This window comes from Kordiimonas sp. (assembly GCF_965216265.1).
Taxonomy (GTDB): Bacteria; Pseudomonadota; Alphaproteobacteria; order Sphingomonadales; family Kordiimonadaceae; genus Kordiimonas.
Genome location: NZ_OZ244153.1, coordinates 3951943 through 3978133, shown reverse-complemented (window position 1 = coordinate 3978133; position 26191 = coordinate 3951943). Strand labels below are relative to the sequence as shown.

General features: G+C 53.4%; 26 protein-coding genes. 7 read left to right on the top strand and 19 right to left on the bottom strand.

All coding sequences use genetic code 11. The features are described from left to right. Positions 1–22 precede the first annotated feature (22 nt). The 6 genes from ribB to rpiB all read right to left on the bottom strand — a co-directional run bounded on the left by ribB (position 23) and on the right by rpiB (position 5194). Positions 23–1129: a 3,4-dihydroxy-2-butanone-4-phosphate synthase gene (gene ribB, locus ACOOGA_RS18450; protein ID WP_420429190.1), complete on the bottom strand. Its 1107-nt coding sequence runs from the start codon at positions 1127–1129 to the stop codon at positions 23–25. Positions 1130–1132: 3 nt separating this feature from the next. Then, positions 1133–1732, bottom strand: a complete 600-nt coding sequence (locus tag ACOOGA_RS18445) for a riboflavin synthase (RefSeq protein ID WP_420429188.1) — start codon at positions 1730–1732, stop codon at positions 1133–1135. Positions 1733–1741: 9 nt separating this feature from the next. Further along, positions 1742–2836 (bottom strand): bifunctional diaminohydroxyphosphoribosylaminopyrimidine deaminase/5-amino-6-(5-phosphoribosylamino)uracil reductase RibD, encoded by a 1095-nt coding sequence (gene ribD, locus ACOOGA_RS18440; RefSeq protein WP_420429186.1) that lies wholly within the window; start codon positions 2834–2836, stop codon positions 1742–1744. 13 nt (positions 2837–2849) lie between these two features. After that, positions 2850–3332 carry a transcriptional regulator NrdR gene (nrdR, locus tag ACOOGA_RS18435; protein ID WP_417461799.1) on the bottom strand — a complete coding sequence of 161 codons (483 nt, stop codon included), beginning with the start codon at positions 3330–3332 and terminating at the stop codon, positions 2850–2852. 73 nt (positions 3333–3405) lie between these two features. Beyond that, complete coding sequence (glyA, locus tag ACOOGA_RS18430; RefSeq protein ID WP_417461800.1) at positions 3406–4698, bottom strand: serine hydroxymethyltransferase; 1293 nt, start codon at positions 4696–4698, stop codon at positions 3406–3408. A gap of 58 nt (positions 4699–4756) precedes the next feature. After that, complete coding sequence (rpiB, locus tag ACOOGA_RS18425; protein ID WP_420430699.1) at positions 4757–5194, bottom strand: ribose 5-phosphate isomerase B; 438 nt, start codon at positions 5192–5194, stop codon at positions 4757–4759. Between the two features lie 286 nt (positions 5195–5480). On the opposite strand from rpiB, the gene ACOOGA_RS18420 reads away from it, so the two are divergent. Beyond that, complete coding sequence (locus tag ACOOGA_RS18420; protein WP_417461801.1) at positions 5481–5894, top strand: MucR family transcriptional regulator; 414 nt, start codon at positions 5481–5483, stop codon at positions 5892–5894. 96 nt (positions 5895–5990) lie between these two features. Here ACOOGA_RS18420 and ACOOGA_RS18415 read toward each other — a convergent pair whose 3' ends face one another. The 3 genes from ACOOGA_RS18415 to ACOOGA_RS18405 all read right to left on the bottom strand — a co-directional run bounded on the left by ACOOGA_RS18415 (position 5991) and on the right by ACOOGA_RS18405 (position 8064). Next, positions 5991–6203, bottom strand: a complete 213-nt coding sequence (locus ACOOGA_RS18415; protein WP_417461802.1) for a DUF6898 family protein — start codon at positions 6201–6203, stop codon at positions 5991–5993. Between the two features lie 23 nt (positions 6204–6226). Beyond that, positions 6227–7444, bottom strand: a complete 1218-nt coding sequence (gene hemA / locus ACOOGA_RS18410; RefSeq protein WP_417461803.1) for a 5-aminolevulinate synthase — start codon at positions 7442–7444, stop codon at positions 6227–6229. A 140-nt stretch (positions 7445–7584) separates the two neighbouring features. Further along, positions 7585–8064 (bottom strand): MarR family winged helix-turn-helix transcriptional regulator, encoded by a 480-nt coding sequence (locus tag ACOOGA_RS18405; protein WP_417457235.1) that lies wholly within the window; start codon positions 8062–8064, stop codon positions 7585–7587. A 255-nt stretch (positions 8065–8319) separates the two neighbouring features. On the opposite strand from ACOOGA_RS18405, the gene hemB reads away from it, so the two are divergent. Further along, the gene (gene hemB / locus ACOOGA_RS18400) at positions 8320–9309 is read left to right on the top strand and encodes a porphobilinogen synthase (RefSeq protein WP_417461804.1); all 990 of its coding nucleotides are present in this window, start codon (positions 8320–8322) and stop codon (positions 9307–9309) included. Positions 9310–9315: 6 nt separating this feature from the next. Here the strand turns inward: hemB and ACOOGA_RS18395 are convergent, their stop codons facing one another. The 6 genes from ACOOGA_RS18395 to ACOOGA_RS18370 all read right to left on the bottom strand — a co-directional run bounded on the left by ACOOGA_RS18395 (position 9316) and on the right by ACOOGA_RS18370 (position 16635). Further along, positions 9316–9915, bottom strand: a complete 600-nt coding sequence (locus ACOOGA_RS18395; protein WP_417461805.1) for a C-type lectin domain-containing protein — start codon at positions 9913–9915, stop codon at positions 9316–9318. Between the two features lie 99 nt (positions 9916–10014). After that, positions 10015–10767 carry an RNA methyltransferase gene (locus ACOOGA_RS18390; protein WP_417461806.1) on the bottom strand — a complete coding sequence of 251 codons (753 nt, stop codon included), beginning with the start codon at positions 10765–10767 and terminating at the stop codon, positions 10015–10017. Continuing rightward, the gene (cysS, locus tag ACOOGA_RS18385) at positions 10767–12104 is read right to left on the bottom strand and encodes a cysteine--tRNA ligase (RefSeq protein WP_417461807.1); all 1338 of its coding nucleotides are present in this window, start codon (positions 12102–12104) and stop codon (positions 10767–10769) included. The genes ACOOGA_RS18390 and cysS overlap by 1 nt, the downstream gene beginning before the upstream one ends. Further along, positions 12101–13432 carry a glutamate--tRNA ligase gene (gene gltX, locus ACOOGA_RS18380; RefSeq protein WP_417461808.1) on the bottom strand — a complete coding sequence of 444 codons (1332 nt, stop codon included), beginning with the start codon at positions 13430–13432 and terminating at the stop codon, positions 12101–12103. The genes cysS and gltX overlap by 4 nt, the downstream gene beginning before the upstream one ends. A 68-nt stretch (positions 13433–13500) precedes the next feature. Then, positions 13501–15171, bottom strand: coding sequence for an NAD+ synthase (locus ACOOGA_RS18375; protein WP_417461809.1), 1671 nt, complete (start codon positions 15169–15171; stop codon positions 13501–13503). A 90-nt stretch (positions 15172–15261) separates the two neighbouring features. Then, positions 15262–16635 carry a class II 3-deoxy-7-phosphoheptulonate synthase gene (locus ACOOGA_RS18370; RefSeq protein ID WP_417461810.1) on the bottom strand — a complete coding sequence of 458 codons (1374 nt, stop codon included), beginning with the start codon at positions 16633–16635 and terminating at the stop codon, positions 15262–15264. A gap of 255 nt (positions 16636–16890) precedes the next feature. Between ACOOGA_RS18370 and gph the strand changes: the two genes are divergently transcribed. Continuing rightward, positions 16891–17559, top strand: coding sequence for a phosphoglycolate phosphatase (gph, locus tag ACOOGA_RS18365; RefSeq protein WP_417461811.1), 669 nt, complete (start codon positions 16891–16893; stop codon positions 17557–17559). Here the strand turns inward: gph and ACOOGA_RS18360 are convergent. The 4 genes from ACOOGA_RS18360 to ACOOGA_RS18345 are packed head-to-tail and all read right to left on the bottom strand — an operon-like array spanning position 17543 to position 20613. Then, positions 17543–18553: a nucleotidyltransferase family protein gene (locus ACOOGA_RS18360; RefSeq protein ID WP_417461812.1), complete on the bottom strand. Its 1011-nt coding sequence runs from the start codon at positions 18551–18553 to the stop codon at positions 17543–17545. The two genes, gph and ACOOGA_RS18360, sit on opposite strands and share 17 nt — an antisense overlap. Beyond that, positions 18550–19479: an HprK-related kinase A gene (locus ACOOGA_RS18355; protein ID WP_417461813.1), complete on the bottom strand. Its 930-nt coding sequence runs from the start codon at positions 19477–19479 to the stop codon at positions 18550–18552. The genes ACOOGA_RS18360 and ACOOGA_RS18355 overlap by 4 nt, the downstream gene beginning before the upstream one ends. Continuing rightward, entirely contained in the window at positions 19476–19799 is a 324-nt protein-coding gene (locus ACOOGA_RS18350; protein WP_417461814.1) for an HPr-rel-A system PqqD family peptide chaperone, read from the bottom strand. Before ACOOGA_RS18350 ends, ACOOGA_RS18355 begins: the two co-directional genes overlap by 4 nt. A gap of 16 nt (positions 19800–19815) precedes the next feature. After that, positions 19816–20613 (bottom strand): hypothetical protein, encoded by a 798-nt coding sequence (locus ACOOGA_RS18345; protein ID WP_420429184.1) that lies wholly within the window; start codon positions 20611–20613, stop codon positions 19816–19818. Positions 20614–20882: 269 nt separating this feature from the next. Between ACOOGA_RS18345 and ACOOGA_RS18340 the strand changes: the two genes are divergently transcribed. The 4 genes from ACOOGA_RS18340 (at position 20883) to pstA (ending at position 26191) form a co-directional block, all read left to right on the top strand. After that, the gene (locus ACOOGA_RS18340; RefSeq protein ID WP_420429182.1) at positions 20883–22172 is read left to right on the top strand and encodes a sensor histidine kinase; all 1290 of its coding nucleotides are present in this window, start codon (positions 20883–20885) and stop codon (positions 22170–22172) included. A gap of 134 nt (positions 22173–22306) precedes the next feature. Further along, positions 22307–23377, top strand: coding sequence for a substrate-binding domain-containing protein (locus tag ACOOGA_RS18335; protein WP_417461816.1), 1071 nt, complete (start codon positions 22307–22309; stop codon positions 23375–23377). 106 nt (positions 23378–23483) lie between these two features. Beyond that, positions 23484–24863: a phosphate ABC transporter permease subunit PstC gene (gene pstC, locus ACOOGA_RS18330; protein ID WP_417462115.1), complete on the top strand. Its 1380-nt coding sequence runs from the start codon at positions 23484–23486 to the stop codon at positions 24861–24863. Positions 24864–24874: 11 nt separating this feature from the next. Then, positions 24875–26191, top strand: coding sequence for a phosphate ABC transporter permease PstA (pstA, locus tag ACOOGA_RS18325; RefSeq protein ID WP_417461817.1), 1317 nt, complete (start codon positions 24875–24877; stop codon positions 26189–26191).

The following is a 26191-nucleotide window of genomic DNA, read 5'->3' as shown; positions in this document are numbered from 1 at the left end:
CTTAAATCATAAGAAGCTATACTCAAGCTTCGGGGATTGGCCGCTGTTCTACGACATCAAGGCCGTATCCTTCAAGCCCAACAATGTGGCTTGGTGTATTCGAATAGAGCATCATGTGGCGCACACCAACGTCGCGCAATATCTGAGCACCAATACCGTATTCCTTGAGCGCGCCCTCTTTTTTCGCGGCGGGTGCTTTTTCACCCTCAAGGAGCTGTGACGGCCGCATAGCTGTAAGGCCAGGAAATAACACAACAACACCCGCACCTTCAGCTTCAATCGCATTCAACGCACGCTGCAGTTGGCCCGTGCGCGGATGGTCCATACCAAGGATGTCCTCGAACGGGTTCAGGGAGTGCATACGCACTGGCGTTGGCTTCTCGGCGTCGATATCACCAAGCACGAGAGCTACCGTTTCGCGCCGGTCTGCGGTCGCACGGTACACGATTACTTTCCATTCCTTACCAGAACTGCGTGGGAAGCTTGATTCTGATACCCGCTCGACCAACACATCGTTCTTCAGTCGGTAAGCAATAAGGTCACGGATCGTCGCAACCTTCAGGCCGTGTTCTTTTGCAAAGTCCACCAGATCAGGCAGGCGGGCCATAGTGCCATCTTCATTCATGATCTCACAGATCACAGCAGACGGGTTAAGCCCCGCCAGACGTGAAATATCAACCGATGCTTCTGTATGCCCTGCGCGTACGAGCACGCCCCCGTCCTGCGCTACCAGCGGGAACACATGCCCTGGGCTTGCGAGGTCGTCTTTGCCTTTTGAGGCATCGATTGCGACCGCAATGGTCCGCGCGCGGTCTGCAGCAGAAATCCCTGTGGTCACGCCTACTTTTGCTTCAATGGAAACCGTGAATGCTGTCTGGTGGCGCGCGTTGTTGTTGCTGCTCATCAGTGGCAGCTCAAGCGCTTCAACGCGCTTGCGGCTCAACGGCAAGCAAATCAAGCCACGTCCATGCCGCGCCATGAAGTTGACAGCTTCAGGGGTTGCCATTTGCGCCGGAATAATCAGATCTCCCTCATTTTCACGATCTTCGTCATCCACAAGGATATACATGCGTCCGTTGCGCGCATCTTCGATTACTTCTTCGATGGGGGAGAGAAAATCTTGTGGCACGGTTTAACCTTTATCCTGAAGGCGCGATACATAACGCGCCAAAATATCAAATTCTACGTTCACCCGGTCACTGCTCTTACTGTTCCTGAAGCTTGTTACCGCTTGAGTGTGAGGGATCAAGTTGATGGAGAAGCAGGTACCTTCACCACTGTCCTCAACTGCATTCACGGTAAGTGAAGCGCCATCAATGGCAACACTGCCCTTTTGCGCGACAAAATTCCCAAGTGAGCGTGGCACAGCAATATCCATCACGACCGAGCCGCCAACCTCATCAAAACGAACGATCTCACCGACGCAATCAACATGCCCGGTGACGATATGGCCACCAAGTTCATCGCCTACCTTGAGAGAGCGCTCCAGATTGATCTCACTGCCAACCTGCCAGTCACCAAGGTTCGTAACCTTAAGCGTTTCCGCCGATACATCGGCTTTGAACCAGCCCTTACCCTTGTCAACAACCGTCAAACACACACCAGCACAAGCGATTGAGGCACCAATCTGAGCTTTCGCCATATCATATGTGGTTGCGATAGTGACACTGAGGTCGCCTTCACCTTCAAGTGCCGTAATACGGCCTATATCTGTAACAATTCCGGTAAACATGGGCCTGAGTTACTCCGGCTTTTCATATGATGCAAGTATATCCGCACCCAGACGGCGCAGTGATGTGCACGTTAGATGGGGCGCATGGTCAAGCGAGGCAAGTCCCAAATCTCCCACCATTGCCATGCTTTCGCTTCCCAGCAGCTTTGGTGCGGTAAAATGCAAGACCCTGTCAGCTAGGTCTGCCTTGAGGAGTGAGGCATGTACACGCCCCCCACCTTCCACCAGCACGCGGGTTAGCCCACACGCCGCAAGACGTCTGGCAATCGCTATCATGTCGTCGAGTGTATCCAACATTTCAACCGTCACACCAACCGCGCGCAAAGCGTTCACTTTTTCTTCATCAGCCTGCCCGCAAAGCACTAATGTAGGTATCTGGCCCGCCGTAGCGACCAGCTTGCTCTCAAGCGGGATTCGCAAGCTACTATCGAGCACAATACGGGTCGGTGACCTGTCCTCAAGCCCCGGCAGCCGACAATTCAGCACAGGGTTATCTGCAAGCACAGTACCAATACCAACAAGAATGGCATCATGGCGCGCCCGCAACATGTGCCCGTAGGCACGCGCTTCACTCCCTGTGATCCATCGGCTATCACCGTTAGCTAACGCGATCTTCCCGTCCGCGCTTGAGGCAATCTTGAGGGTGAACATTGGCCGACCTTTGCCAACTTTGGTAAGAAAACCGTGGTTGATGGCCCTGGCTTCGGCCACACAGATACCTGTCTCAACCGTAACGCCCGCATCTCGCAGCATCACGAACCCTTTACCACAGACACGCTCATCCGGATCGCTGATTGCGCAAACAACACGCACAACGCCTGCATCTATCAGGGCTTGCGCACAGGGGCCGGTTTGTCCGGTATGCGAACACGGCTCAAGGGTGACATATGCGGTTGCCCCTTTTGCCTTATCCCCAGCTTGAGCCAGCGCCTCGGTTTCCGCATGCGGTCTCCCGCCACGCTGGGTAAAACCCCGCCCAACGATAATACCGTCTTTTACAATCACACAACCAACTGCTGGGTTTGGCGCAACAAGACCGAGGCCGCGCTGAGCCAAACCCAGCGCGACCTTCATATAGGCTTCATCTTGTCTTGTGGTTGCCACCCTTGGCTCCCGCTCAAGGTTCCTCGTGGAAAACCTCGTCTTCTTCCGTACCAGTCATCTTGCCGAGAAATTTTTCAAAGTCTGAGGCTTCCCGGAAATTCCGATAAACGGACGCATAGCGCACATAGGCTACCTGATCCAGACTCTCAAGGCCTTCCATGACTAAACGGCCAATCTGGTCACTATCGATTTCGTTTTCGCCCATTGATTCGAGCCTGCGCACGATACCATTGATCATGCGTTCCACCCGGTCAGGGTCAACGGGTCGTTTCCTGAGCGCAATGTCAAGGGAGCGCTCAAGCTTGTTGCGTTCAAACGGCACCTTTCGGCCCGTTTTCTTCACAACTGTCAGCTCCCGCAGTTGCACACGCTCAAATGTGGTGAACCTGGCCCCACACGCTGGGCAGAACCGACGTCTTCGAATGGCCGACTTGTCGTCAGTCGGCCGTGAATCTTTTACCTGTGTGTCTTCGTTTTGACAAAACGGACAACGCATGGTGCCCCTACTCCCCAATTTTAGCCATTCTTAGGTGCAGGACGCTGGCGTCCCACACCATCTGGTAATGACCTTAGCCCAATTCACTATAGATGGGGAAGCGTTCACAAAGAACAGCTACTTTTTTCCTGACAGATTCTTCTGCCGCATCGTTGTTTTCACCGTGTGCAGCCAGACCATCGAGCACCTCGGTCATCATGTCTGCAATCTCAGTGAACTCAGCCTCAGCAAAACCACGTGTCGTGCCAGCTGGTGTGCCAACGCGAATACCAGATGTGATAAATGGCTTTTCCGGATCAAACGGCACACCATTTTTGTTACAGGTCATGCGCGCGCGCTCAAGCGCTTCATCAGCCGCCTTACCGGTCAGGCCTTTCGGACGCAGGTCAACAAGCACAACGTGTGTATCAGTACCACCGGAAACGATGTCAAAACCGTTTTCCTTGAGGCGGGCAGCCAACACTTTTGCGTTTTTGACAACTTGATCAGCGTAGTCCTTGAATTCAGGGCGCAGCGCTTCACCAAAGGCAACAGCTTTTGCGGCAATCACATGCATAAGCGGACCACCCTGCAGGCCAGGGAATACAGCTGAGTTGATCTTTTTCGCGATGTCTTCACGGTTGGTGAGGATCATGCCACCACGCGGCCCGCGCAGGGTTTTGTGGGTGGTGGTGGTAACAACATCCGCGAACTCAACCGGGTTCGGGTGCGCACCACCTGCAACAAGCCCCGCAAAGTGAGCCATATCCACCATCAACAAAGCGTCAACACTGTCCGCGATCTCCCGGAAACGCTTGAAATCAATGAAACGTGGGTAAGCTGAACCGCCTGCGATAATAATGGTTGGCTTGTGCTCAAGTGCCATTTCGGCGACCTGGTCATAGTCGATCAGAGCATCTTCGCGGCGTACGCCATATTGGACAGCGTTAAACCACTTACCGGAAAGAGCTGGCGCTGCACCGTGGGTCAGGTGACCGCCCGCATCCAATGACATACCCATAATCGTGTCGCCCGGCTTGGTTAGCGCAAGCATCACTGCACCATTTGCCTGTGCGCCAGAGTGCGGCTGCACATTCACAAAACCAGCGTTAAAGAGCTTCTTTGCCCGCTCGATCGCCAAGCTTTCAGCGATATCGACGTGGTGACACCCCTGATAGTAGCGGCGACCTGCATAACCTTCAGCATATTTGTTGGTCATTACAGAGCCCTGCGCTTCAAGAACCGCGCGGCTTACAATGTTTTCAGAAGCAATCAGCTCGATCTGATCCTGCTGGCGTTTCAGCTCGCCATCAAGTGATGCAAGCAAATCCGGGTCAGTTTCAGAGAGGTGGGCGGAGAAAAATCCAGGTTGGGCGAAATTTGTCATGAGCGGAAATCCCTAGGCACAGAAATAAGGTGAGAGTCGGACTGGGTTTGGAATACTCTTAAGAGCCGAGTTTGTCGACCCGCCTTTGGTGACGGCCCCCTTCAAACTCGGTATTCAGAAACTCTTCAAGGCAATCTTTTGCGGTCTCAATACCAATAAGGCGGGCACCGAGCGCCAAAACGTTGGCATCGTTGTGTTGCCGTGCGAGGCGCGCTGCAAGCCCCGTTTGCACAAGTGCGGCTCGAACCGCAGGGTTGCGATTTGCCGCGATGGAGATACCAATGCCGGAACCGCATACCACAATACCACGTTTTGCTTTACCCGCCGCTATCGCCTCACCAATCGCCCTGCCATAATCCGGATAATCAACCGACTGAAGATCGTGGCAACCGAGGTCCAGGACGTCAAATCCACGTTCTTGCAAATCGTTCTTGAGATCTTCCTTGAGATCAAATCCAGCGTGATCGCTAGCGATGGCAATTGTTTCAGCAGTCATCATCATGGGGTCCGGTCTTGAGGGTTGAAGCAAGGCATCTTCTGGTTCCAGCGCGCCAAATTCTGCGCTTGATTATCATAGTTGCCCGACGAACCCAAGCTTCCAGTTGTCTGACACAAGCCACACAAGGACCCGCAACAATAGGTACTCTAATTACTTGCTATCTGTATTTATTAACAATTTATTAATAACTAAAATTGCACATCGCAACCATTTGCTGTTGAATTCCTCTATGAAATGCTGCAATAAACGACGCAAGTTAACTTCCAATCGGAGCGTCGATTTCATGCCCGACAATACAATACATACAAGTGGCGAAGATATTATGCTCGGCCTTGCTACGGATATAGTCACAGCGTACGTGAGCAATAACCGTGTCGAATCTGCGCAACTGCCAGAAGTTATCAGGACGGTGTATTCAACACTTAACCAGTTGAATGGCTTTGCACATTCCAAAGAAGAAGCACTCTCACCCGCGGTGCCTATCAAAAAGTCATTCACTGACGATTATCTTATCTGCCTGGAAGACGGCAAAAAGCTGAAGATGCTGAAGCGTTACCTGCGCTCGCGTTATGGGTTAAGTCCGGAAGAGTATCGTGCCAAGTGGGGGTTGCCTGCCGACTACCCAATGGTTGCACCCTCATACGCGGCCAAGCGTTCTGAATTCGCGAAAAAGATTGGCCTTGGTAAAAAGCGCTAATTACAATCTTTACGGAAAAATAGAAAACCCGCACCTGTGTTTATCACGTGCGGGTCTTTTTATGCCTGAAAGCTATATGTCGGACGCTGACGTTTCTTAAACGTCAATACCACGCCGCCGAGACTGTATTTCAGCGTCTTTCTTCGCCATCACGTATCTGAGCTTGCGCGCGGCAACCATCTCGAGCTCTTTCTGGCTCGCTCGCGGGTCGCCAACAATACTAACCTCTATGCCAGTATCTTCGCATATTGCGCTTACCTTCAGCACATTGCCGACTGTGATAAATTCGAAAATGATTCTTCTTGGCACCGGCAAGGCGTCACCAATTCGGCTTAGCCGACCTTTCGCTTAAGGCTCAGGCGCGCCCATACATCAACAAGTGCCTCGACGAGGCTATCCATTACTTTGTCATCATGAAGAGGCCCTGGTGTGAAACGCAGGCGTTCCGTACCTCGAGGCACTGTCGGATAATTGATGGGCTGTACATAGATGCCGTATTCGTTCAGCAGAAGGTCTGAAACATCCTTGCAAAGCACAGGGTCGCCAACAAATACCGGCACAATATGGCTTTCAGACTCCATAACCGGGATACCCGCTGTCTTCAGGCGGTGTTTCAGTTTCGCGGCACGCTCTTGATGCGCGTCACGTTCCGCTGAGCTTCCTTTAAGGTGGCGGATGCTGGCAAGTGCGCCTGCGGCCAATACAGGGCTAAGCGCTGTCGTGAAGATAAAGCCCGATGCGTAGCTTCTAACCACATCAACAAGTGCTTTGGAGGACGCGATATAACCGCCCATCACCCCAAATGCCTTGCCTAGAGTCCCTTCAATGATTGTGAGTCTATGGGCAACACCATCGCGTTCGGAAACACCGCCGCCGCGTTTGCCGTAAAGGCCAACAGCGTGTACTTCATCAAGATAGGTCATCGCACCATATTTGTCGGCCAGATCACAGATCGCACCGATCGGGGCAATATCACCGTCCATAGAATAAACGGATTCGAACGCAATAATCTTCGGCGCTTTTGGATCAGCGGCCTTCAGAAGCTCTTCCAAATGCTCAAGGTCATTGTGACGGAAAATATGTTTCTGCGCGCCACTGTTCCTGATTCCCTGGATCATGGAGGCATGGTTCATCGAATCTGAAAACACGATGCAGCCAGGTAACAGCTTCGCGACGGTTGAAAGCGTTGCTTCATTGGAAATATAACCCGAGGTAAACAGCAGCGCAGTTTCTTTACCGTGCAAATCAGCAAGCTCTTCTTCAAGAAGAACATGATAATGATTGGTGCCCGCAATATTACGCGTGCCGCCTGCCCCTGCGCCGGTTTCATCAAGCGCAGCATGCATTGCGCCAATCACCTTGGGATGTTGGCCCATGCCGAGATAGTCGTTGGAACACCACACAGTAATGGCACGCGCGTTGTCGCCCGCGTCGTGACGAAGCGCCCGCGGATAGTTGCCTCGCTCGCGAGAGATGTCGGCGAAAACCCGGTATCGGCCTTCAGCCTTAACCGCCTCAATCGCGTCCGCAAAAATCTTTTCGTAGTCCATCACGCATTCCGTCTTGTGTACAACAGGCCGAGTTTACCGGCGCGGACCTTTTAACGCAATGTTTTGGCCCGCGTCTAGCGGCGAAAATGTCGCACACACAAATCGATTCCATCTATGACTTAAGTCAAGTGTGTATCGATTTAAAGACCGAAGTGCAATTTGTCGGACCAATAGCGCTCAAGATTCCTGAGATTTTTCCGCAGATTCTTCAACTCGTCATGGCTCACGAGATCATCTTGCATCAGCTCTTCGAGGTGCTGCATGTAAAGATCGTCGATCAGCTTCCTTATTTCATACCCCTGATCGGTTAATGAAATGCGAACGGCGCGGCGATCATAATCAGAACGCTCGTGCCTAAGGTATCCCATTTCAACCAGCTTCTTGAGGTTATAAGAAACGTTGGAGCCCTGATAATAGCCACGCGTCTTGAGTTCACCCGCCGTCATCTCATGCTCACCAATATTATGGAGAAGCAGGGCCTGCACCGGGTTGAGGTCATTGCGACCGATATGTTCAAGGTGGTTTTTGATCACATCAAGAAGCCGCCTGTGAAGACGCTCAACCAGCGACAGTATGTCGAGAAAGAGAAATTTTGGGTCGTTAAAGTCGTATCCACTCATGGTCATTCGCCTGATTTAGTGTGAATTTTCATCGAATCTTCGAGGAAACACTCTGTTCCATAAGGTTTAACGCAATGTTAATGATAAAATTCTAACTAAATTCACGCTATCAGGCACGATAATTCGGTGTAATTTATCACGTTCTGCGGCACGCAGTCACACGATCTATTGTGACAGGTGACAGCGGTGAGCGAACACAATAAAGTATCGCAACATTATCACTGAGTTAAATCCGAGTTAGATGAAGGATAGTCCATGACCGCACGTTTTCCCGCCACACGTTTGCGCCGCCCCAGAAGCGAAAACTGGTCACGCCGCCTTGTGCGCGAAAACCAGGTAACAGTGGATGACCTGATCTGGCCAATCTTTGTGCGCGACGGTAAAGGAGAGATCGAAGCTGTCACATCAATGCCCGGCGTGAACCGGCTCTCTGTCGACAAAGCCGTTGAAACCGCAAAAGAAGCCCGTAGCCTTGGCATTCCTGCGCTTGCCCTCTTCCCTAATACCCCGGCCGACAGACGTTGCGACAGGGGCGAAGAAGCGCTTGATTACGACAACCTGATTAATACGGCGATGCGCGCCATCAAGGATGCAGTGCCGGAAATTGGCCTTCTGGCTGACGTCGCACTCGATCCCTACACCAGCCATGGTCAGGACGGACTGGTGGAAGATGGTAAAGTACTGAACGATGAGACAGTCGGAATGTTGGTGCAACAGGCCGTGGTACAGGCCAAAGCGGGCGCTGATATTATCGCGCCAAGCGACATGATGGACGGCCGCATCGGCGCCATCCGCTCCGAGCTAGATAAAGCAGGCTTCTCTCATGTACAGATTATGGCCTATAGCGCAAAATATGCCTCGGGCTTTTATGGGCCGTTTCGCGATGCCGTGGGCTCAACCGGTGTACTCAAGGGCGATAAAAAGACCTATCAGATGGACCCGGCCAACCGGTTGGAAGCGATGCGTGAGGTCGCTATGGATATCGATGAGGGGGCTGACAGCGTGATGATCAAACCAGGCATGCCCTATTTGGATATCATCCGCGAGGTAAAGGACCGGTTTGGTGTGCCAACATACGCTTATCAAGTGTCTGGCGAATACGCAATGCTCACCGCAGCAGCGCAGAACGGTTGGCTAAACCGGGAAACAGTGATGATGGAAGCGCTTCTGTCATTCAAGCGCGCGGGCGCTGATGGTGTTTTGACCTATTTCGCACCGGAAGCCGCCAAGTTGCTACAGGGTTAAAGCCGCTCACTGCTGTGGCGTCTCTGTGCTCTCAACTTCGTCCGCGGCAGCTTCTTCTTCGGGCGCCGGAAACTCAACCATCATATAAGTGAGGTTCGTACGCGCCTCGCCCATCTGCCACCGTACGCCAAATTGGTCCGGCTCATAATAGATCGGGTATAGAGCGCCGCTATCTTTCCGGGCGCGGCAAGTGCGGCTGATATCGCGCAGCACACCTTCACCAAAACCGCGGAAGCTCTGGTCGGCGAGTGAGCTACCATCAACCCAGGTCATGTCGGCTGTCTCATTACATTCAACGCTCAAACCAATCCACATCTTCTGTTGGCGCAGCATGGGAAAGTTCAAAAGCAGGAAATAATGAAGGGAAATGTCCTTGATGACTGCCAAGCGCCCTTCTCGGTCATTATACCGGTAGCCCTTCACCATGCGGCGCGCATGCACCCACGTGTGGGGCGGTTTCCCGATAAAGTCGAAAACCTGATAGTAGCTGCCTGTTTCCTCATTGAAATGCACTTCTCCGATCGGGCGTGCAACAGCCGTACCCGTGTCGTCAATGCCCTGCATCATCATGTTCAGCGCAACTACCATACTCGCCAAGATCGACATATTGCCTCCGTCACTCGTCAGGTATTCACCCTACCCAACATATAGTTTGAAAGAAAGTGCCTGTATACGCGATGAACAAAACGATGAGGCCCGGACGGGCTATTCTTCATCTCCGGGTTCGTCTCTGGGGCGGCGAGCCAGCGACTTTACGACTCCTCTGAGAGTGAAGATTTCCTGCTTGGAAAAGCCCGCGTTCTGCAACACATTCCGAAGTGTGCGGCGCATGGGCGCGCGTCGCCCTTCTGAGCGGAAGAAGCCGCGCTTATCAAGCTCCCGTTCCATATGCTCCATCAAGCCAATTAGGTCTTCTTTTGGGGCAATGCCTTCAGGATGTGCGGGCTGATAGGCTGGTGTGGTATCAGCCTGGGAATGGAATTCATAAGCCGTCAGTATCACGGCTTGCGCGAGGTTGAGGCTACCAAATTCGGGGTTCACAGGCACGGTCAACACCGCATCCGCCAGCACTACATCGTCATTGGTGAGGCCCGAGCGTTCTGGCCCAAACAATATGCCCGGAGCCTCGCCGCCCGCGATCAGCTTGTGCATCTGTGCCGCCGCTTCACGCGGGGTCGCTACCGGTTTTGGCATATCCCTGTCACGCACGGTCGAGGCGTAAACATAACTCAGGTCCGCCACAGCAGCCTCAACACTCTCAAACACTTGTGCGTTTTCAAGTACTATATCCGCGCCAGCGGCTGACGGTCCCGCCGCAGGGTTGGGCCAGCCATCCCGCGGGGCCACGAGCCTCATATCAGTAAAGCCGAAATTGAGCATCGCCCGCGCCGCTTTACCGATGTTTTCACCAAGCTGTGGGCGCACCAGAATAATTGCTGGCTGTTTTACAGTTGCCATTAGTCAGCCTTGCGCCAGGTTGTGCCGCCTGCGCCGTCTTCAAGCAGGATGCCTTTGGCCAATAACTCGTCGCGAATACGGTCGCTTGCGGCAAAGTCCTTGTTTTTGCGGGCTTCAAGCCGGTCCGCGATCTTTACCTCAATGTCAGCGACACTGATGCCTTCAGGCGCATCGCCCTGAAACCATTTGGCAGCACCTTCACACAGAAGGCCCATGAACTGCGCACCAGCCTTCAAATCTGCAGCCGTTTCAGAGGCCGCCAGCGCATCAAGTGCGGCGATTGCTTTTGGTGTATTCAGGTCGTCTTTCAGGGCGCCTGTCACGCTTGAAGGAACCTCAGCTGCTGCAACAACGCCGTCTGTCAGGCGATACCAGCGGTCAAGCCTGCGCTTCTGCTCGCGCATGCTTTCAATCGAGAAATCCACCGGTTGCCGATAATGTGCCGTAAGCAAGCTCATACGGATGGCTTCACCCGGATGCTCCGCAATCAGGTCATGCACGGTATGAAAATTACCAAGCGATTTGGACATTTTTTCACCGTCCACCGTCAGATAGCCGTTATGCATCCAATAATTCACAAACTGCTTGCCGTGGGTGCATTCGCTTTGTGCAATCTCATTCTCATGGTGCGGGAAGATAAGGTCTTGCCCACCCGCATGAATATCAATGGTCTCGCCAAGGTGTTTTTCGATCATGCACGAACATTCAAGGTGCCACCCTGGCCGGCCTCTACCCCAAGGGCTATTCCAGCCTACCTGCTCATCAGAGGATGGCTTCCAGAGCACAAAATCCGCTGAATCCTTTTTATAGGGTGCCACGTCAACCCGTGCGCCCGCCACAAGCTCGTCCCGGCTGTGGCACGACAGACGACCGTAGTTTTCCATCGACGGTACGTTGAACATCACATGGCCCTCTGCCTCATAGGCGTGGCCACGCTCAATGAGCGTCTGCATCATGCGGATCATCTCGGGGATATGTTCTGTTGCTTTTGGCTGGATCGTCGGGGTCATCGCGCCTAACGTTCCCATGTCTTCCACATAAACCTTGGCGTAGCGGTTGGTGATGGTGCGAATAGACACACCTTCATCATTCGCGCGCTTCATGATCTTGTCATCAATATCGGTGAAGTTGCGGGCATAGGTTACATGGTCTTCGCCATATTCAAGCCGGAGCAGGCGAAATAGCATATCAAACACCACAACCGGACGCGCGTTACCGATATGCGCATAATCCCATACGGTGGGACCACACACATACATGCGCACGTTTTCGGGGTCTATCGGTACAAACTTCTGCTTTTCACGTGCGAGGGTATTGTAGAGATAGATATCGCTCATGCGGCTTGGCCCTCAAGGCGTTTCAATACCTTCTCACGCCCAATAAGCGGCAACAGCGCGCCCATATCCGGCCCGTGATTCTGGCCTGTCAGCGCCTGCCTGAGCGGCATGAAGAGCGCACGGCCTTTGGCCCCTGTCGCGTCCTTGATCGCGCCAGTCCAAACCTGCCAGCTATCTGCGCCCAGTTCACCGTCCGGTAACAGCTCCCGCACTTTGGCCATATGCTCCGCATCCTCGATCACCGGCGTTACCGGGCCGTTTACGATGCTCAGCCATTCCTGCACGTCAGCGAGCTTGTTGAGGTTGGGCTGAACCGTCGCCCAGAAAACCTCATCTACACCGGCGAGCCGGTCTTTCACCGCATCATAAGGTGTCATGTGCAGGATTTTAGCGTTGAGCATATCAAGGTCTGCCGGGTCCAGCTTCGCTGTCGAGCGGCCGAACTTGCTAAAATCAAACCCATCGATGAGCGGCTGCGCGTCCACAAACGGCTCAATCGGCTCAGACGTGCCAACACGGGCAAGTAAGCTCACAATCGCCATTGGTTCAATGCCTGCCTCATCGCGGTATTCCTCAATCGACATCGCGCCGTGGCGTTTCGAAAGGCCTTCACCGCCCTTGCCTGTCAGCAGCGCAAAGTGGGCCATCTCAGGCGCCTTGCCACCGATTGCTTCAAATATCTGAACCTGTACGGCAGAGTTGGTTACATGGTCTTCACCACGCACAATGTGGGTGATGCCGTAATCCACGTCATCCACCACGCTTGGTAGCGTGTAGAGGTATGAGCCGTCTTCCCGGATCAGGATCGGGTCACTGAGCGCCTCAAGGTCGATGGAAACATCACCGCGGATCATGTCGGTCCAGTCTACACGCGCAGGTGTCTCCAGCTTGAAGCGCCAGTGAGGTTTGCGTCCCTCGGCCTCAAACGCTGCTTTTTCAGCATCTGTCAGGTTCAGCGCCGATCTGTCATATACAGGAGGCTTGCCTCGGCCCATCTGGATCTTGCGCTTCATCTCCAGCTCTTCAGCTGTCTCGAAACATGGGTAAAGGCGGCCTTCCACCTTCAGCTTTTCCACAACAGCATCGTACCGCGCGAACCGGTCGCTCTGGCGAAATGTTTCATCCCATGTGAGGCCAAGCCATGTGAGGTCTGCCCGAATAGCTTCTTCATTCTCAAGGGTGGAACGTTCCTGATCCGTGTCATCAATACGAAGCACAAAGGTGCCGCCCTGCTGCCGTGCAAACATCCAGTTCACAAGAGCAGCGCGAATGTTACCCACATGCAATTTGCCTGTGGGTGATGGGGCGAAACGTACCTTAACAGTCATTTTCATTTCCAGTTAGCTTAGCTAAGTAATTACTATATATAGATTTATTCAAAGAAGAATGGCAATATTTAGCCCCTCTTCGCACTCCTGAAGCCGTTAGTGATAGGATACCGCCTATCACGGCCAAAATTCTTGCGCGTGATCTTCACACCCGGTGGGGCTTGCCGCCTTTTATACTCGGCGATGTACAAAAGGTGCTCGATACGCGCGACATCCGCCGCATCATGCCCTCGTTCCACCACTTCCGCGACAGACATCTCTTCGTCCACCAGACACCTGAGCATATCGTCAAGGGCGTCGTATGGCGGTAGACTGTCTTCGTCTTTCTGGTCGTCCCTGAGCTCTGCTGTTGGCGGTTTGGTGATGATATTTTCCGGTATCACCTCACCAGATGGACCCAGTGCGCCTTTAGGAACGTTCACATTTCGCCAGTGTGAAAGCGCAAATACATCTGTTTTATAAACGTCCTTGAGCGCGTTATACCCGCCACACATATCACCGTACAGTGTGGCATAACCCACAGACACTTCTGACTTGTTGCCTGTCGTCAGCACCATATGGCCAAACTTGTTGGAAAGCGACATAAGGAGAAGCCCCCGCAGGCGGGACTGGATGTTCTCTTCCGTTGTGTCTGGCGATGTGTTTTTAAACGCGTCTGAAAGCATGTCATCGAACGCATCAACGCCAGGCTTGATGGCAATTGTGTCATACTTAACGCCAAGCGCCTGCGCGCATTTCTCGGCGTCGCCTACACTCTCGCCAGACGTATAACGTGACGGCATCATCACACAGTGCACCCGGTCAGCTCCAAGCGCGTCAACCGCCACAGCGGCAGACAGTGCACTATCAATGCCACCAGACAGGCCAAGGATAACGCCCGGAAAGCGGTTCTTGTTCACATAGTCCTTCAGGCCAAGGATCATCGCCTGATACATGGTTTCCATGCGGTCAGGGACATAACCCTCAAACGCCGTCACGCACTCGAAAATGTCACCGGTGCGGTTCCAAACGGTCATCAGTTCCTGCTCAGCCCAGGCATCCATTTGCACCGGTACATCGCCATTCGCATTCATGACAAAGCTTGCACCTTCGAACACCAGTTCGTCCTGCCCGCAAACCTCGTTGCAGAATACAAGCGGCAAACCGGTTTCATCCACCCGGTTCCGGGCGTGGACTTTGCGCTCAGGGTGTTTATCAAGCTCGAACGGGCTGCAGGTGGGCACAAGCAGTATTTCTGCGCCCTGCGCCTTTAAAGTTTCGGCGCAGTTCGGGAACCACATATCTTCACAGATGAGGACACCAAGGCTGACGCCACGAAACTCGATTGGGGCCGTTGTATCCCCCGGTGCAAACACGCGCTTTTCATCGAACACACCATAGTTTGGTAGCTCGCGCTTGAAGCGGATGGCTTTGATCTCCCCGTCTTCCAAAAGGAAAACGGCGTTATGCAGCGCTTTACCCTCATACCAAGGTGCACCAACAATCAACCCAGGCTTACCTGTGCCTTTTGTGAGCGCCGCAAGCGTCTCAACCATTTCCATCGCACGTCGCACGAAGAAAGGCTTGAGCACCAAATCTTCAAGCGGATAGCCGGTCAGCGAAAGCTCAGGCGTCAGCACGAGGTCAGCCCCCGCCGCCGCGCCGCCACGATAGGCTTCAGCGATGCGATCGGCATTCAACTCAATCGCACCAACCGTTGCGTTCAACTGCGCAAGATATATGGACAAAGCTCTATTCATGGGGCGCTTTTACCCTTATTGGCGAATATGAACAAGACAAGAAAAAGGCGACCAGTTGGCCGCCCTTTAAACCACATATAAATGTGTCGTTTATGCTGCGGCAGTTTCCGCCATCGCGAGACGTTCTTCCTTCAGCGCTTCAGCGAGCTGGAAGGCCATCTCGATCGACTGGCTAGCATTGAGGCGTGGGTCACAGTGTGTGTGGTAGCGGCTTGAAAGCCCCTCTTCCGTGATCGCTACCGCGCCGCCGATACATTCGGTCACATTCTGGCCGGTCAGCTCAAGGTGAATACCGCCCGCGTAAGTGCCTTCAGACCTGTGGCAAGCAAATACCTGCTTCACTTCCTTGAGCACCCGGTCAAATGGCCGGGTCTTGAGGCCGCTTTGCGAGGTTTGTGTATTGCCGTGCATTGGATCGCATGACCACACAACCTTGCGCCCTTCAGCCTTAACGGCTCGCAACAGGCGCGGCAGGTGTTCTTCAACCTTATCAGCGCCAAAGCGGGTGATGAGGGTCAGACGACCAGCTTCGTTTTTCGGGTTCAGCTTATCAATAAGCTTCAACAGGCCGTCAATCTCGGTCGTTGGGCCCACCTTGGCCGCAACCGGGTTACCGATGCCGGAGAGAAACTCAAGATGCGCGCCATCAAGTTGGCGGGTGCGGTCACCCACCCACAGAAGGTGTGCAGATGTGTCGTACCAGTCGCCCGTGGTGCTATCCACACGGGTGAGCGCTTGTTCGTAGCCAAGAAGAAGCGCTTCATGGCTTGTATAAAAATCTGTGCCTTGCAACTGATGCACGCTGTCAGGGTCGATACCGCAGGCCTGCATGAACGCAAGCGCTTCACCGATCCGGTCTGCCAGTTCGCGGTATTTTTCACCCGCACCACTTTTGGACACAAAATCCAGGTTCCAGCGGTGCACCGACATCAGGTTCGCATACCCGCCTTGCGCAAAAGCACGCAGAAGGTTCAGTGTCGCGGCTGACTGGCTATATGCCTTCAGCATGCGCCCGGGATCCGGCACCCGGCTTTCAGCGTCAAAATTCGGGCCGTTGATGATATCGCCGCGGTAGCTCGGCAGTTCAACGCCGTCCAGCACCTCAGTGTTCGAAGAGCGCGGCTTGGCAAACTGGCCCGCAAGGCGCCCCACTTTCACCACAGGGCAAGAAGCCGCAAATGTCATCACCACAGCCATTTGAAGCAACACGCGGAACGTGTCGCGAATGTTGTTGGGGTGAAACTCAGCAAAGCTCTCTGCACAGTCACCGCCCTGCAGCAGAAAGGCGCGGCCTTCCGCGACATCAGCGAGTTGGGCTTTCAGGTTACGGGCTTCACCAGCAAACACCAAAGGCGGATAGCTTGTAAGCTCGTCCTGCACACGGTTTACTGCATCTACGTCTGGGTATTCAGGCACCTGTACAATAGGGCGTGATTTCCAGCTGTCTGGCCGCCAGTCACTCATCACTTTACCTCGGCATCATTCCTGTTAATGTTTCCAAAAGTTTCAAAAGAAACTCTTATTGCGCAACTTAATGACCCTATAAACCACGAGTGCAAAAAGGGCGCAACCCATATCATGCCCGAAAACGCTGTCTCGGACCAGTGCAGCCCTTATAGCAGCCTTTAAAAGAGCTTGCGCGCACCCATTTCTAATCTGTAGCTTCAGGCACACTATTTTAAGATTAAGGCATTTCCACCAAAGATTTAGGATCAGATTTTGAGCATCTTTAATGTCCAGAAGATCATTTTTGACCTTGACGGTACCCTTATCGAGAGCGCGCCAGACCTATATGCCGCCACAAACCATGTGCTCGCGCATGTGAACCGGCCGCACGTGACGCTTGAACAAGTGCGTCACATGGTGGGCTTCGGCGCCAAGCGCCTGATCGAACTGGGTCTTGAAGCCACAGGGGGCATGGAAAATCATGACCCAGCTGAACTATTGCCTGTGTTTCTCGACTATTACCGCGCGCATATCGCCGATGACACCCACGTGTTTGAAGGCGGCGTTGAGATGCTCGAAACGCTCAAAGCCAAAGGATTTTCGCTTGCCATATGCACCAACAAGCCGATGACGCTAACAGAACCGCTCCTCAAGGCATTGAGGGTCAACCATTATTTTGATGCGGTTACAGGCGGAGACAGCTTCGCGTTTAAAAAACCTGACCCCAGGCACCTGCTGGCAACAGCGGCACAAATGCACGGCGATGGTACTTTCCTCATGGTGGGTGACAGCATCAATGATATTGCTGCTGCGCGCGCTACAAAAGCACCCTCTGTGGCGGTTGATTTTGGCTATACCGACGTCGCCCCGCATGAGTTGGGGGCAGACAGAGTGATCAGCGGCCTCTCTGAGCTGCCGGAGCTTGTCAGCTACGCCGCGTAGCTTTCTTGAAAAGGTGGCTGATCAGCAGGCCAAGCGGCATGCGCATATAATGGCTACGGATATAAAGCGCCAGTTTGGCAAACGGTACAAAGCCGTTTTCAGCCACCAGTGTTTTCACACAAGCCCTTAGCACAAACCCCATACGCCACGGCCCGATGGATTTCAGCACAACATGGGCCTGCGCATCATCAAAATAGCGACCCACCGCCCAAAGGGCCGCACGCACCGGTTTTATGGCACCTACTTCCGCTGCGCGGTGTACCAACGTGCGGCGCTCGTCCGCGTTTAGGTCGTCAAACAGGTAATAAAGCTCAATCAGGCTGCGCGCCGGGGTCTCTAGCGCACCGTCTGCAAAGATATGGATGGCAGAGTGGATGAAGAGGTCACGCGGCGCGAAGGTTTTCACGCCCATCTCGCCTATTGGCACGGCGGTATCAACTATCGCCAGATGGTCAGGCTGCAAACGCGCCGTGCGCGGCAAAAGCCTGTGGTGCACATCAACCAGCGTGCGGCGCTTGCTGTGGCGCATGGGTGGCAGTTCATGCATCCATTTGCGGTAATACTGCTGGTCATAATTGCTGGCTGTTGTCAGCTCGGGCTGCCAGCCCGCAACCGTGAGCAATTCTTCCACCTTCGTGATATATACTTCAGGTACCAGAATATCGATATCACTCACGCGCCTGCCTCGTCCGGCTCTCAGGCCCTTGGCCACATAAGCGCTGCCCTTGAGGATAACCGGCTCAATACCGCTGCCCAGTAACGCACGACGGATACGCCCGGCTTCAAACTCCAGCATGCGACGGTCATGTGCGCTGCGGATGCGCGCGTTTTCAACAATGTCTTTGAGCTTACCTGTGGCTTCACCCTCGTGTGCAGCGGCAACCTGCCCCATGATATGCCCGCGTCCGGCCCAACGCACAAAAGCGTTCAGCTCTCCCCGCTCCTCAGGAAAAGGCCTTAACCCAACAGCACTTTTGAAGAAGGCAGGCTTCATGGCGCGGCCTCAGCCCAAAGGCTCTCAACAAGACGAATACTGTCTTCCGTATTGCCATAGGTGATTTCAAACGACTTCACGCCCTGCATCATCTGCAAGGTTGAGCGGAATGCGTCTTCACCAATCACCTGATAGTTGGGGGAACCCGCTATCAGCCGCATCAGTGCGTCAGCAGGCTCAACAGGCTCAACCGAGGCTTCAGCTTCAGCCTCAAATTTCGGGAAGACAATAAGCTTGGGCTCGGCTGGCTGCGCCATCGCGGCAATATCGCTTGCCCGCGCGCGCCTATATGCCACAGTGCCCTTCGGTGTGCCCTCAAGCGCGGGGCTAACGGCGTCATCGCCTGCAAAAGCCCGCACAATATCTACCGATGCTTTTTTGAGCGATACCGGCCGCGGGTAAGGCATCAAGCCCAGCCCATCGCGGCGTAATACTGCAAATTCATCTGACAGCAAGCGAAAACCCTGTTCCATCATCGCAGCCGTCAATGTGCTTTTCCCGCCGCCGGAGTTCGCTGCAATCATGATTGCTTTGTCGTCCTTTGCCACCACACCGGCGTGAAACATGGTGAAACGAAAACATTGCAACGCCGCGCTCAGGTTCATACCCATTTCAAGCGCAAGAGCGGCCATGCGTGCAGGCAGCGGGATGGCAGGGAAATAAAATCCGGGGTCAGGCAATACCTGTGGTCGAATAAAACGCCGAAGCCTGTTCGGTGGCCCGACAGACAGCACATAATCAACCAGTTCATCGGCGTCCACGCTCACTGGGCAATCGCGGTAGGTATCCATAAGGAAATCCGCCACAAGGTCGCTTCGACTCTTCAGGGATGTGACAAAAGGCCCGAGGTGCAAGTTCAAATGCCCCGCCTTCAATGCCGCAGTGATCTTGTCGCGCCCAAGCGCCTCGAGAGGTGTCAGGCTCATGGCTTGCCCCCAGCAGCGCGCGCTGTCAAAAGGCCTGCGTCATCCAGCTCCGCAAAGATGCGTTTCACAAACCCGCGCGGGCATTCCTCGCGTGAAACACCCAGTATAGAAGGGAAGGCCTCAACAAGTTCAGACACACGGCGCGGAGCGATAGTGAGATATTGCAGCATTTCAATGGAAACGAGGTTGAACACATGTGTGCTGCCAGACCGGCGGCAATAGACATAACTGATGTCGCCCAGCGCCTCGACAGAAAAATGGCTCTGGTCAGCATACCAAAGCCATCTGTCATCATTATATATCTTGTCGCCCTGCGGCATCGACTATTGGGCGCCTTTATGATGTCTCTAGATAGGTCAGGATCGAGTGCAAGCACGATATACCAGGGAAACCACCATCGTTACCGTAGTAATCCAGATATTTAGCGCCGAGCACGATATAGAGACCATTGGTACCACTGATCTGCCAATCACCATTACCGTTCAAATAATCGAGCGGGGTAATTGTGGTGTTGGCCGTGATTTCGTAATAATTGTAACCGCACTCGGTCCAAGTGCTGCTGGAACCGCTTGAGCCCCCGTCATCATCATCCCAATCATCGTCGTCATCGTCGTCGTCGTCGCTGCTGCCACAGCCGTCGTCATCGTCGTCGTCGTCGCTCTTGCCTTTGCCTTTGCCTTTGCCACTGAACGACGAAATACTGCCACTATCCATCAGCTCCTGCAGCAGGTCGCGCCCGCTACCGCCGAAATACCAGTCGTCATCATCCCAATCGCCACTGCTGTCACCGTCGCATGGGTCATCAGGGCATTCATCGGGAACATAATCGCCCGGTGCTGTGCCTGCTGGGAAGGCAAAATCCGCATTGCTTTTAAAGCTGGTAATATCACTTGTCTTCAGCTTACCGCCCGAACCTTGATCGATCGTGCTGCTACCAACCCAAACCTTGCCCTCATGGTTCACAAGGATATTTACGGCTGAGGTAAGCTGAAACACACAGTCAAGGGCCGAGTGTATGGTCTGGTTGGCTGATGCTTTCAGCGTCAGGATCATGGGCATGCCCGCAGCACCAAGCTTCAACAGCTGGCGGCGGCGCTCCATAAAATCACTGGTATCCTGTTTTTGATCGTCCACTTGATGCGGCCTCCAAAGACTAATCCCAACCGTGTAGCGTCTAAATCATTAATTCGCTAGAGTTAAATATAGTTTAACAGGGTAAAATGCATACGGTCTAGGCCATAATTCACCTTCGTTCGTGTATTTTGTAAAAAAACATCATTTCACGACGAAATAAAAATGTCACAAAAGTGCAACGCTTGTAATTTAAAGGAGTTAAGTCCTTTTTAACATCAGGCGCGGAAGTTCGATGAACTTCATCGAGCCGCACGGAATCTGATAGAGCCATGAACGAACCCTTTAAAGAGTATCAAGGCCTCCTGACGGAGAGATCCACTGTCGCCGCTGTAATCTTCACACTGGCGCTGATGTGGTCTGTCGGACAAGTCACGTTTGTTGGTGCCTTTTTTGTTGGCGCCGTGGCTGTCGCATTTTTGTTACAGCTTGAGATAAAGCGCCGCATGGAACGCTTGGAAAACCGCCGTTCTGCGATCCGCGAGAAACGAAAATCCAAGACCGGAACGTCTGTACTTTTAGGTGCCAGCGCGCTTGACAGACTGCCTTCCCCTCTCTTGCTAGTAGACGCGGACAAGAAAATAGCCTTCGCAAACGAATCTGCGCGGGAGCTGTTGGGCACTGATATTGATGGCAATGAGGTGTTTCTTTACCTGCGCCAGTCAAACTTTGTGACAGCGCTGGATAACATCCTTGAGGGCCGCTTTGGGGACTTTGGCGTTATCCGCTACACCACTAGCAAGGAACGCAGCTTCGATGTAACCGTTGCCCCCGTGCTGGCTGGCAAAAAAATGAACGATGGCGTGCGTGCGATCGTATATTTCTATGAAGTGACAAGTTTGTTACGAACCGAACGCATGCGGGCAGACTTTGTTGCAAACGCAAGCCATGAGCTTCGCACCCCGCTCACCTCCGTTTTAGGCTTCATTGAAACACTTCGAGGTCCTGCGGTTGGTGATTTGGATGCCCACAAGCGCTTCCTTGGCATCATGCAAACCGAAGCCGAGCGTATGGTCCGTTTGATCGATGACCTGCTCTCGCTCTCTCGTATTGAGATGACACGCTATATGGCGCCAAATGCTGTCACTGACATCAATAAACTTGTCGGAAGCGTCATAAATTCCGTCAAGGGAATCGCAGCTGAACGAGGCGTAGAGTTTACCTATGAGCACGAAGAAAATGTGCAGGACGTTGTTGCCGACAGTGATCAAATAACCCAGGTTTTCCTTAACCTTTTGACGAACGCCGCCAAATATTCTGACCCTAACACCAAGGTACATGTAAAAGCGGAAGTGGGCCGTACGGGCAAGCACGCCCTGCTATCGATCACCGACGAAGGCCCCGGTATTGCACAGGAACATCTGGCACGTCTTACGGAGCGTTTCTACCGTGTTGACACCGCGCGTTCACGCAAGATGGGGGGAACCGGTCTCGGATTAGCAATCGTGAAACATATCCTTCTCCGGCACAACAGTGGGCTCGATATCAAAAGTCAACTTGGCAAGGGTACAGTTTTCAGCTTCAAGTTGCCTATACCGCAAAAGAAAGACGAAAATTCATAGTGTCATTTTCCTGTAACATTCCACGCGTAAGCCTACGCCTGCTGGCATAAAAGCTAAACAATCATGAGCTAGAGTGGTCCAGCAACACAGGAACCAGAGTTATTGCCGCGAGAATGTGGCCTGGAGAAACTGACATGAAAAAATTCGCTTTTGTGGCTGCCGTTGCTGGGGCAGCCCTTTTTGCATCTTCGGGCGCTCAAGCCCAGTCGCGGGACCAGATCCGTATCGTTGGATCCTCGACCGTATTTCCCTTCTCCACAGCTGTGGCGGAAGAATTCGGGCGGACTTCAACCTTTAAAACCCCCATCGTCGAATCAACAGGTTCCGGTGGCGGTTTGAAACTGTTCTGCTCCGGCATCGGCACTAACCACCCGGACATCACCAACGCCTCACGTCGTATCAAGCAGTCTGAGGTGGACCTTTGCGCAAAAAACGGCGTTACAAACGTCGTAGAAGTAAAGATCGGTTTTGACGGTATCGTTCTGGCAGCAGACAAAAGCGCGCCTGACATGACGATCTCCCTACGCGAACTTTACCTCGCCTTGGCTGCAAAGGTACCTGCGCCCGGCACTGAAGGCGGCGCTGGCAACATGATCGACAACCCATACAAAACATGGGCTGATGTAAACGCAAGCTTGCCAAACCGGCCAATCGTGGTTCTCGGTCCTCCCCCAACCTCCGGTACGCGTGACGCGTTCAACGAGTTGGCGATCGAAGCAGGGTGTAAGACTTTCGAAGGCATGAAAGCCCTCAAATCTTCAGACGGCAATGCATACAAAGCTTATTGCCGTGGTATCCGCGAAGACGGTGCTTATGTGGAAGCCGGCGAGAACGACAACCTCATCGTTCAAAAGCTGCAAGCTAACAACGAAGCAATCGGTGTATTTGGCTTCAGCTTCCTTGACCAAAACGCAGATGCCATCAAAGCCTACCCTGTGGGGGAAGGCGCCGATGCGGTTGAACCCACATTCGAAGCCATCTCGGAAGGCAGCTACTCAATCTCGCGTTCACTCTACTTTTATGTGAAGAAAGCGCATGTTGACGTGGTACCGGGTATCCGTGAGTATCTTGGCGAGTTTACAAGCGACAAAGCTTGGGGTGACTTTGGCTACCTCACTGATCGTGGCCTGATCCCGCTTTCAGAGGAAGAGCGTCAAAAGTTTGCTGATGATGCAGCAGCACTGACAAACCTCTCTCTGGACTAAGGTAAAAATCCACTTTGGGACGGTTACAGCCCTTAAGCTTGTTGTCGTCCCAAACCACCAAATCAGTGCCGAATATAGTTAGCGGCACGAGTAGAGGCTGATGACGATGACGAGTGCCGCCATTTTCCTGACCATCGTTCTACTGGCAATTATTGCCTTTGCTACCGTGCGTCAGCGGTCGCTTGCATCGGTGTCGGGCGATACATCCAAACTCCACAGCCTTCCCCGGCATTATGGCTACTATGCTGCTGTTTGCGCGCTAATCCCTGGCTTGGCTGTCTTTCTAGCCTGGGTCATTTTTGGCAAAAATATCATTGAGGGCCTGATGATTTCAGGCCTGCCCGACAATCTGGCGGCGCAGTATCAAGAACAAGCCAACCTGATTTTGAACCGTATCCGGCTCGCTGTTGAGAATTCAGGCGGCAACGAGAAAAACCCGGACATTTTAGCCGCGGCCCAACACTTTCACGCCTTGTACCTAAAGGGTATATGGGCAGCGTTTGCGCTTTCAGTTGCCTTCGGCCTGATCGGTATTTTCTTCGCGACCAACAAAACTTCACCAGACTTCCGCGCGCGCAATTCTTTTGAGCGTGTGATGACAGTGATGCTGGTGCTGAGTTCTGTGATCGCGATTGTAACCACAATCGGAATCGTTGCCTCGCTACTGTTTGAAAGCCTGCGCTTCTTTCAGGAAATCTCAGTCGTTGATTTTGTCTTTGGCTTGCACTGGAGCCCCCAAACAGCCCTGCGCGCCGACCAGGTTGCCGCAGCGGGCGCGTTTGGCGCGGTACCACTGTTTGCTGGCACCCTTCTCATCAGCTTCCTTGCCATGATGGTTGCCGGGCCCATCGGTCTCTTTTCGGCAATCTATCTGACACAATACGCAAGCTCTCGGGTCCGCAAAATCGCGAAACCAGTCCTTGAAGTACTCGCTGGTGTGCCAACTGTTGTATACGGCTTCTTTGCCGCCCTCACCGTCGCTCCGTTCTTCCGGGACGCAGGCGATTTCATCGGTGTTGAAATTGCCAGTGAAAGCGCGCTCGCAGCAGGCTTTGTGATGGGCATCATGATTATCCCGTTTGTATCATCGCTTTCTGATGATGCAATTACGGCGGTTCCCAACTCACTCAAGGACGGCTCGCTCGCTCTTGGTGCAACCCGTTCTGAAACAATCGTGAACGTGCTGCTGCCTGCAGCGCTCCCGGGTATCGTGGGGGCTTTCCTCCTGGCTGTAAGCCGCGCGGTTGGTGAAACCATGATCGTGGTGATGGCCGCAGGTATGCAGCCAAACCTAACCGCCAACCCGTTTGAGGCCGTAACCACCGTTACCGTACAGATTGTTGCACTTCTGACCGGCGACCAGGAGTTTGATAGCGCCAAAACGCTGTCGGCCTTCGCCCTTGGTCTTGCGCTCTTTATTTCCACCATGGCGCTCAATGTTTTTGCACTTCGCATCGTACGCAAGTACCGCGAAGCATATGATTAAGGCTGGTATCTATGTCTAACGCCACAGAGTTTGAACCAACCAACTGGAAATCGCCCGAGATGAAGGCGCGTATTCGCCGCCGCTATCGCCGCGACCGCAATTTCCGTTATCTCGGCATTTTTGCCATCGCGATGGCTTCCATGTTCCTGTTTCTCCTTATCGGCAAAATTGTGCGCGATGGCTCCATGGGTTTCATGCAGACAAGCCTCGACCTCGACATTACCTTTAGCGCTGAAATTCTAGGTGACCCGCGTGCCATGGATGCCAAAGCGTTCGAAGAAAGTGTTCGAAAAGCCAATATGATCCGGGTCATTGACGCCTCGCTCACAGATTATTTCCCCGAAGTTGAGAGCCGCAGGGATCGCCGCGCCCTTCTCCGCATGATTAGCGGCGGCGCACGCGAGCAACTGCGCAACATGGTCCTTGAAACGCCTGCGATTGTAGGCTCGACCAAGCGTGTGCGCATTCTTGCCGCCGATGACATCGATCAGCTTCGCAAGGGTAAAATCGACGCCAGCCTGCCGGAAAGTAACCGTAAGGTGAAAGACAAAGAGCTTGGCTGGTATCAGAAACTTTTTGAAGAAGACCGCGTATCGCTGAATTTCCACTTTGCCTTCTTTACGAACGGCGATTCTCGCGATCCTGAGCTTGCAGGCATATGGGGCGCAACCGTGGGCTCAGCTTTAACCTTGGTCGTAACACTACTCATCGCCTTCCCTATTGGGGTGCTTACAGCAATTTACCTTGAGGAGTTTGCGCCGCAAAACCGCCTCACCGATATTATTGAGATCAACATCAACAACCTGGCGGCCGTGCCCTCAATTGTGTTTGGCCTGCTTGGGCTTGCGGTTTTCCTGGGTGTCATGCACCTGCCACGCTCGGCCCCGCTCGTTGGTGGCCTGACACTGGCGCTTATGACACTACCAACCATCATTATCGCCTCCCGCGCCTCCATCAAGGCTGTACCTCCGTCCATTCGTGATGCAGCCCGCGGGTTGGGCGCATCGCCCATGCAGGTGGTTTTCCACCATGTGGTGCCGCTTGCGATGCCTGGCATCCTTACAGGCACGATTATTGGTATGGCACAGGCCCTTGGTGAGACAGCACCACTGCTGATGATTGGCATGGTGGCCTTTATTGTTGATATCCCAGGAGGATTCTCTGACGCAGCGACTGCGCTTCCGGTTCAGATCTTCCTTTGGGCAGATAGTCCTGAACGGGCATTTGTAGAAAAAACGTCAGCCGCTATTATGGTGCTGCTGGCATTCCTTATTTCGATGAACGGGGTGGCTATCTGGCTCCGTCAAAAATTTGAACGGCAGTGGTAA

Coding starts and splice junctions, on each gene's coding strand:
- ACOOGA_RS18445 (WP_420429188.1), bottom strand. CDS start 1,732: ATGTTTACCGGAATTGTTACAGATATAGGCCGTATTACGGCACTTGAA.
- nrdR (WP_417461799.1), bottom strand. CDS start 3,332: ATGCGTTGTCCGTTTTGTCAAAACGAAGACACACAGGTAAAAGATTCA.
- glyA (WP_417461800.1), bottom strand. CDS start 4,698: ATGACAAATTTCGCCCAACCTGGATTTTTCTCCGCCCACCTCTCTGAA.
- rpiB (WP_420430699.1), bottom strand. CDS start 5,194: ATGACTGCTGAAACAATTGCCATCGCTAGCGATCACGCTGGATTTGAT.
- ACOOGA_RS18420 (WP_417461801.1), top strand. CDS start 5,481: ATGCCCGACAATACAATACATACAAGTGGCGAAGATATTATGCTCGGC.
- hemA (WP_417461803.1), bottom strand. CDS start 7,444: ATGGACTACGAAAAGATTTTTGCGGACGCGATTGAGGCGGTTAAGGCT.
- ACOOGA_RS18405 (WP_417457235.1), bottom strand. CDS start 8,064: ATGAGTGGATACGACTTTAACGACCCAAAATTTCTCTTTCTCGACATA.
- hemB (WP_417461804.1), top strand. CDS start 8,320: ATGACCGCACGTTTTCCCGCCACACGTTTGCGCCGCCCCAGAAGCGAA.
- ACOOGA_RS18395 (WP_417461805.1), bottom strand. CDS start 9,915: ATGTCGATCTTGGCGAGTATGGTAGTTGCGCTGAACATGATGATGCAG.
- ACOOGA_RS18390 (WP_417461806.1), bottom strand. CDS start 10,767: ATGGCAACTGTAAAACAGCCAGCAATTATTCTGGTGCGCCCACAGCTT.
- cysS (WP_417461807.1), bottom strand. CDS start 12,104: ATGAGCGATATCTATCTCTACAATACCCTCGCACGTGAAAAGCAGAAG.
- gltX (WP_417461808.1), bottom strand. CDS start 13,432: ATGACTGTTAAGGTACGTTTCGCCCCATCACCCACAGGCAAATTGCAT.
- ACOOGA_RS18375 (WP_417461809.1), bottom strand. CDS start 15,171: ATGAATAGAGCTTTGTCCATATATCTTGCGCAGTTGAACGCAACGGTT.
- ACOOGA_RS18370 (WP_417461810.1), bottom strand. CDS start 16,635: ATGAGTGACTGGCGGCCAGACAGCTGGAAATCACGCCCTATTGTACAG.
- ACOOGA_RS18360 (WP_417461812.1), bottom strand. CDS start 18,553: ATGAAGCCTGCCTTCTTCAAAAGTGCTGTTGGGTTAAGGCCTTTTCCT.
- ACOOGA_RS18355 (WP_417461813.1), bottom strand. CDS start 19,479: ATGAGCCTGACACCTCTCGAGGCGCTTGGGCGCGACAAGATCACTGCG.
- ACOOGA_RS18350 (WP_417461814.1), bottom strand. CDS start 19,799: ATGCCGCAGGGCGACAAGATATATAATGATGACAGATGGCTTTGGTAT.
- ACOOGA_RS18340 (WP_420429182.1), top strand. CDS start 20,883: ATGAACGAACCCTTTAAAGAGTATCAAGGCCTCCTGACGGAGAGATCC.
- ACOOGA_RS18335 (WP_417461816.1), top strand. CDS start 22,307: ATGAAAAAATTCGCTTTTGTGGCTGCCGTTGCTGGGGCAGCCCTTTTT.
- pstC (WP_417462115.1), top strand. CDS start 23,484: ATGACGAGTGCCGCCATTTTCCTGACCATCGTTCTACTGGCAATTATT.
- pstA (WP_417461817.1), top strand. CDS start 24,875: ATGTCTAACGCCACAGAGTTTGAACCAACCAACTGGAAATCGCCCGAG.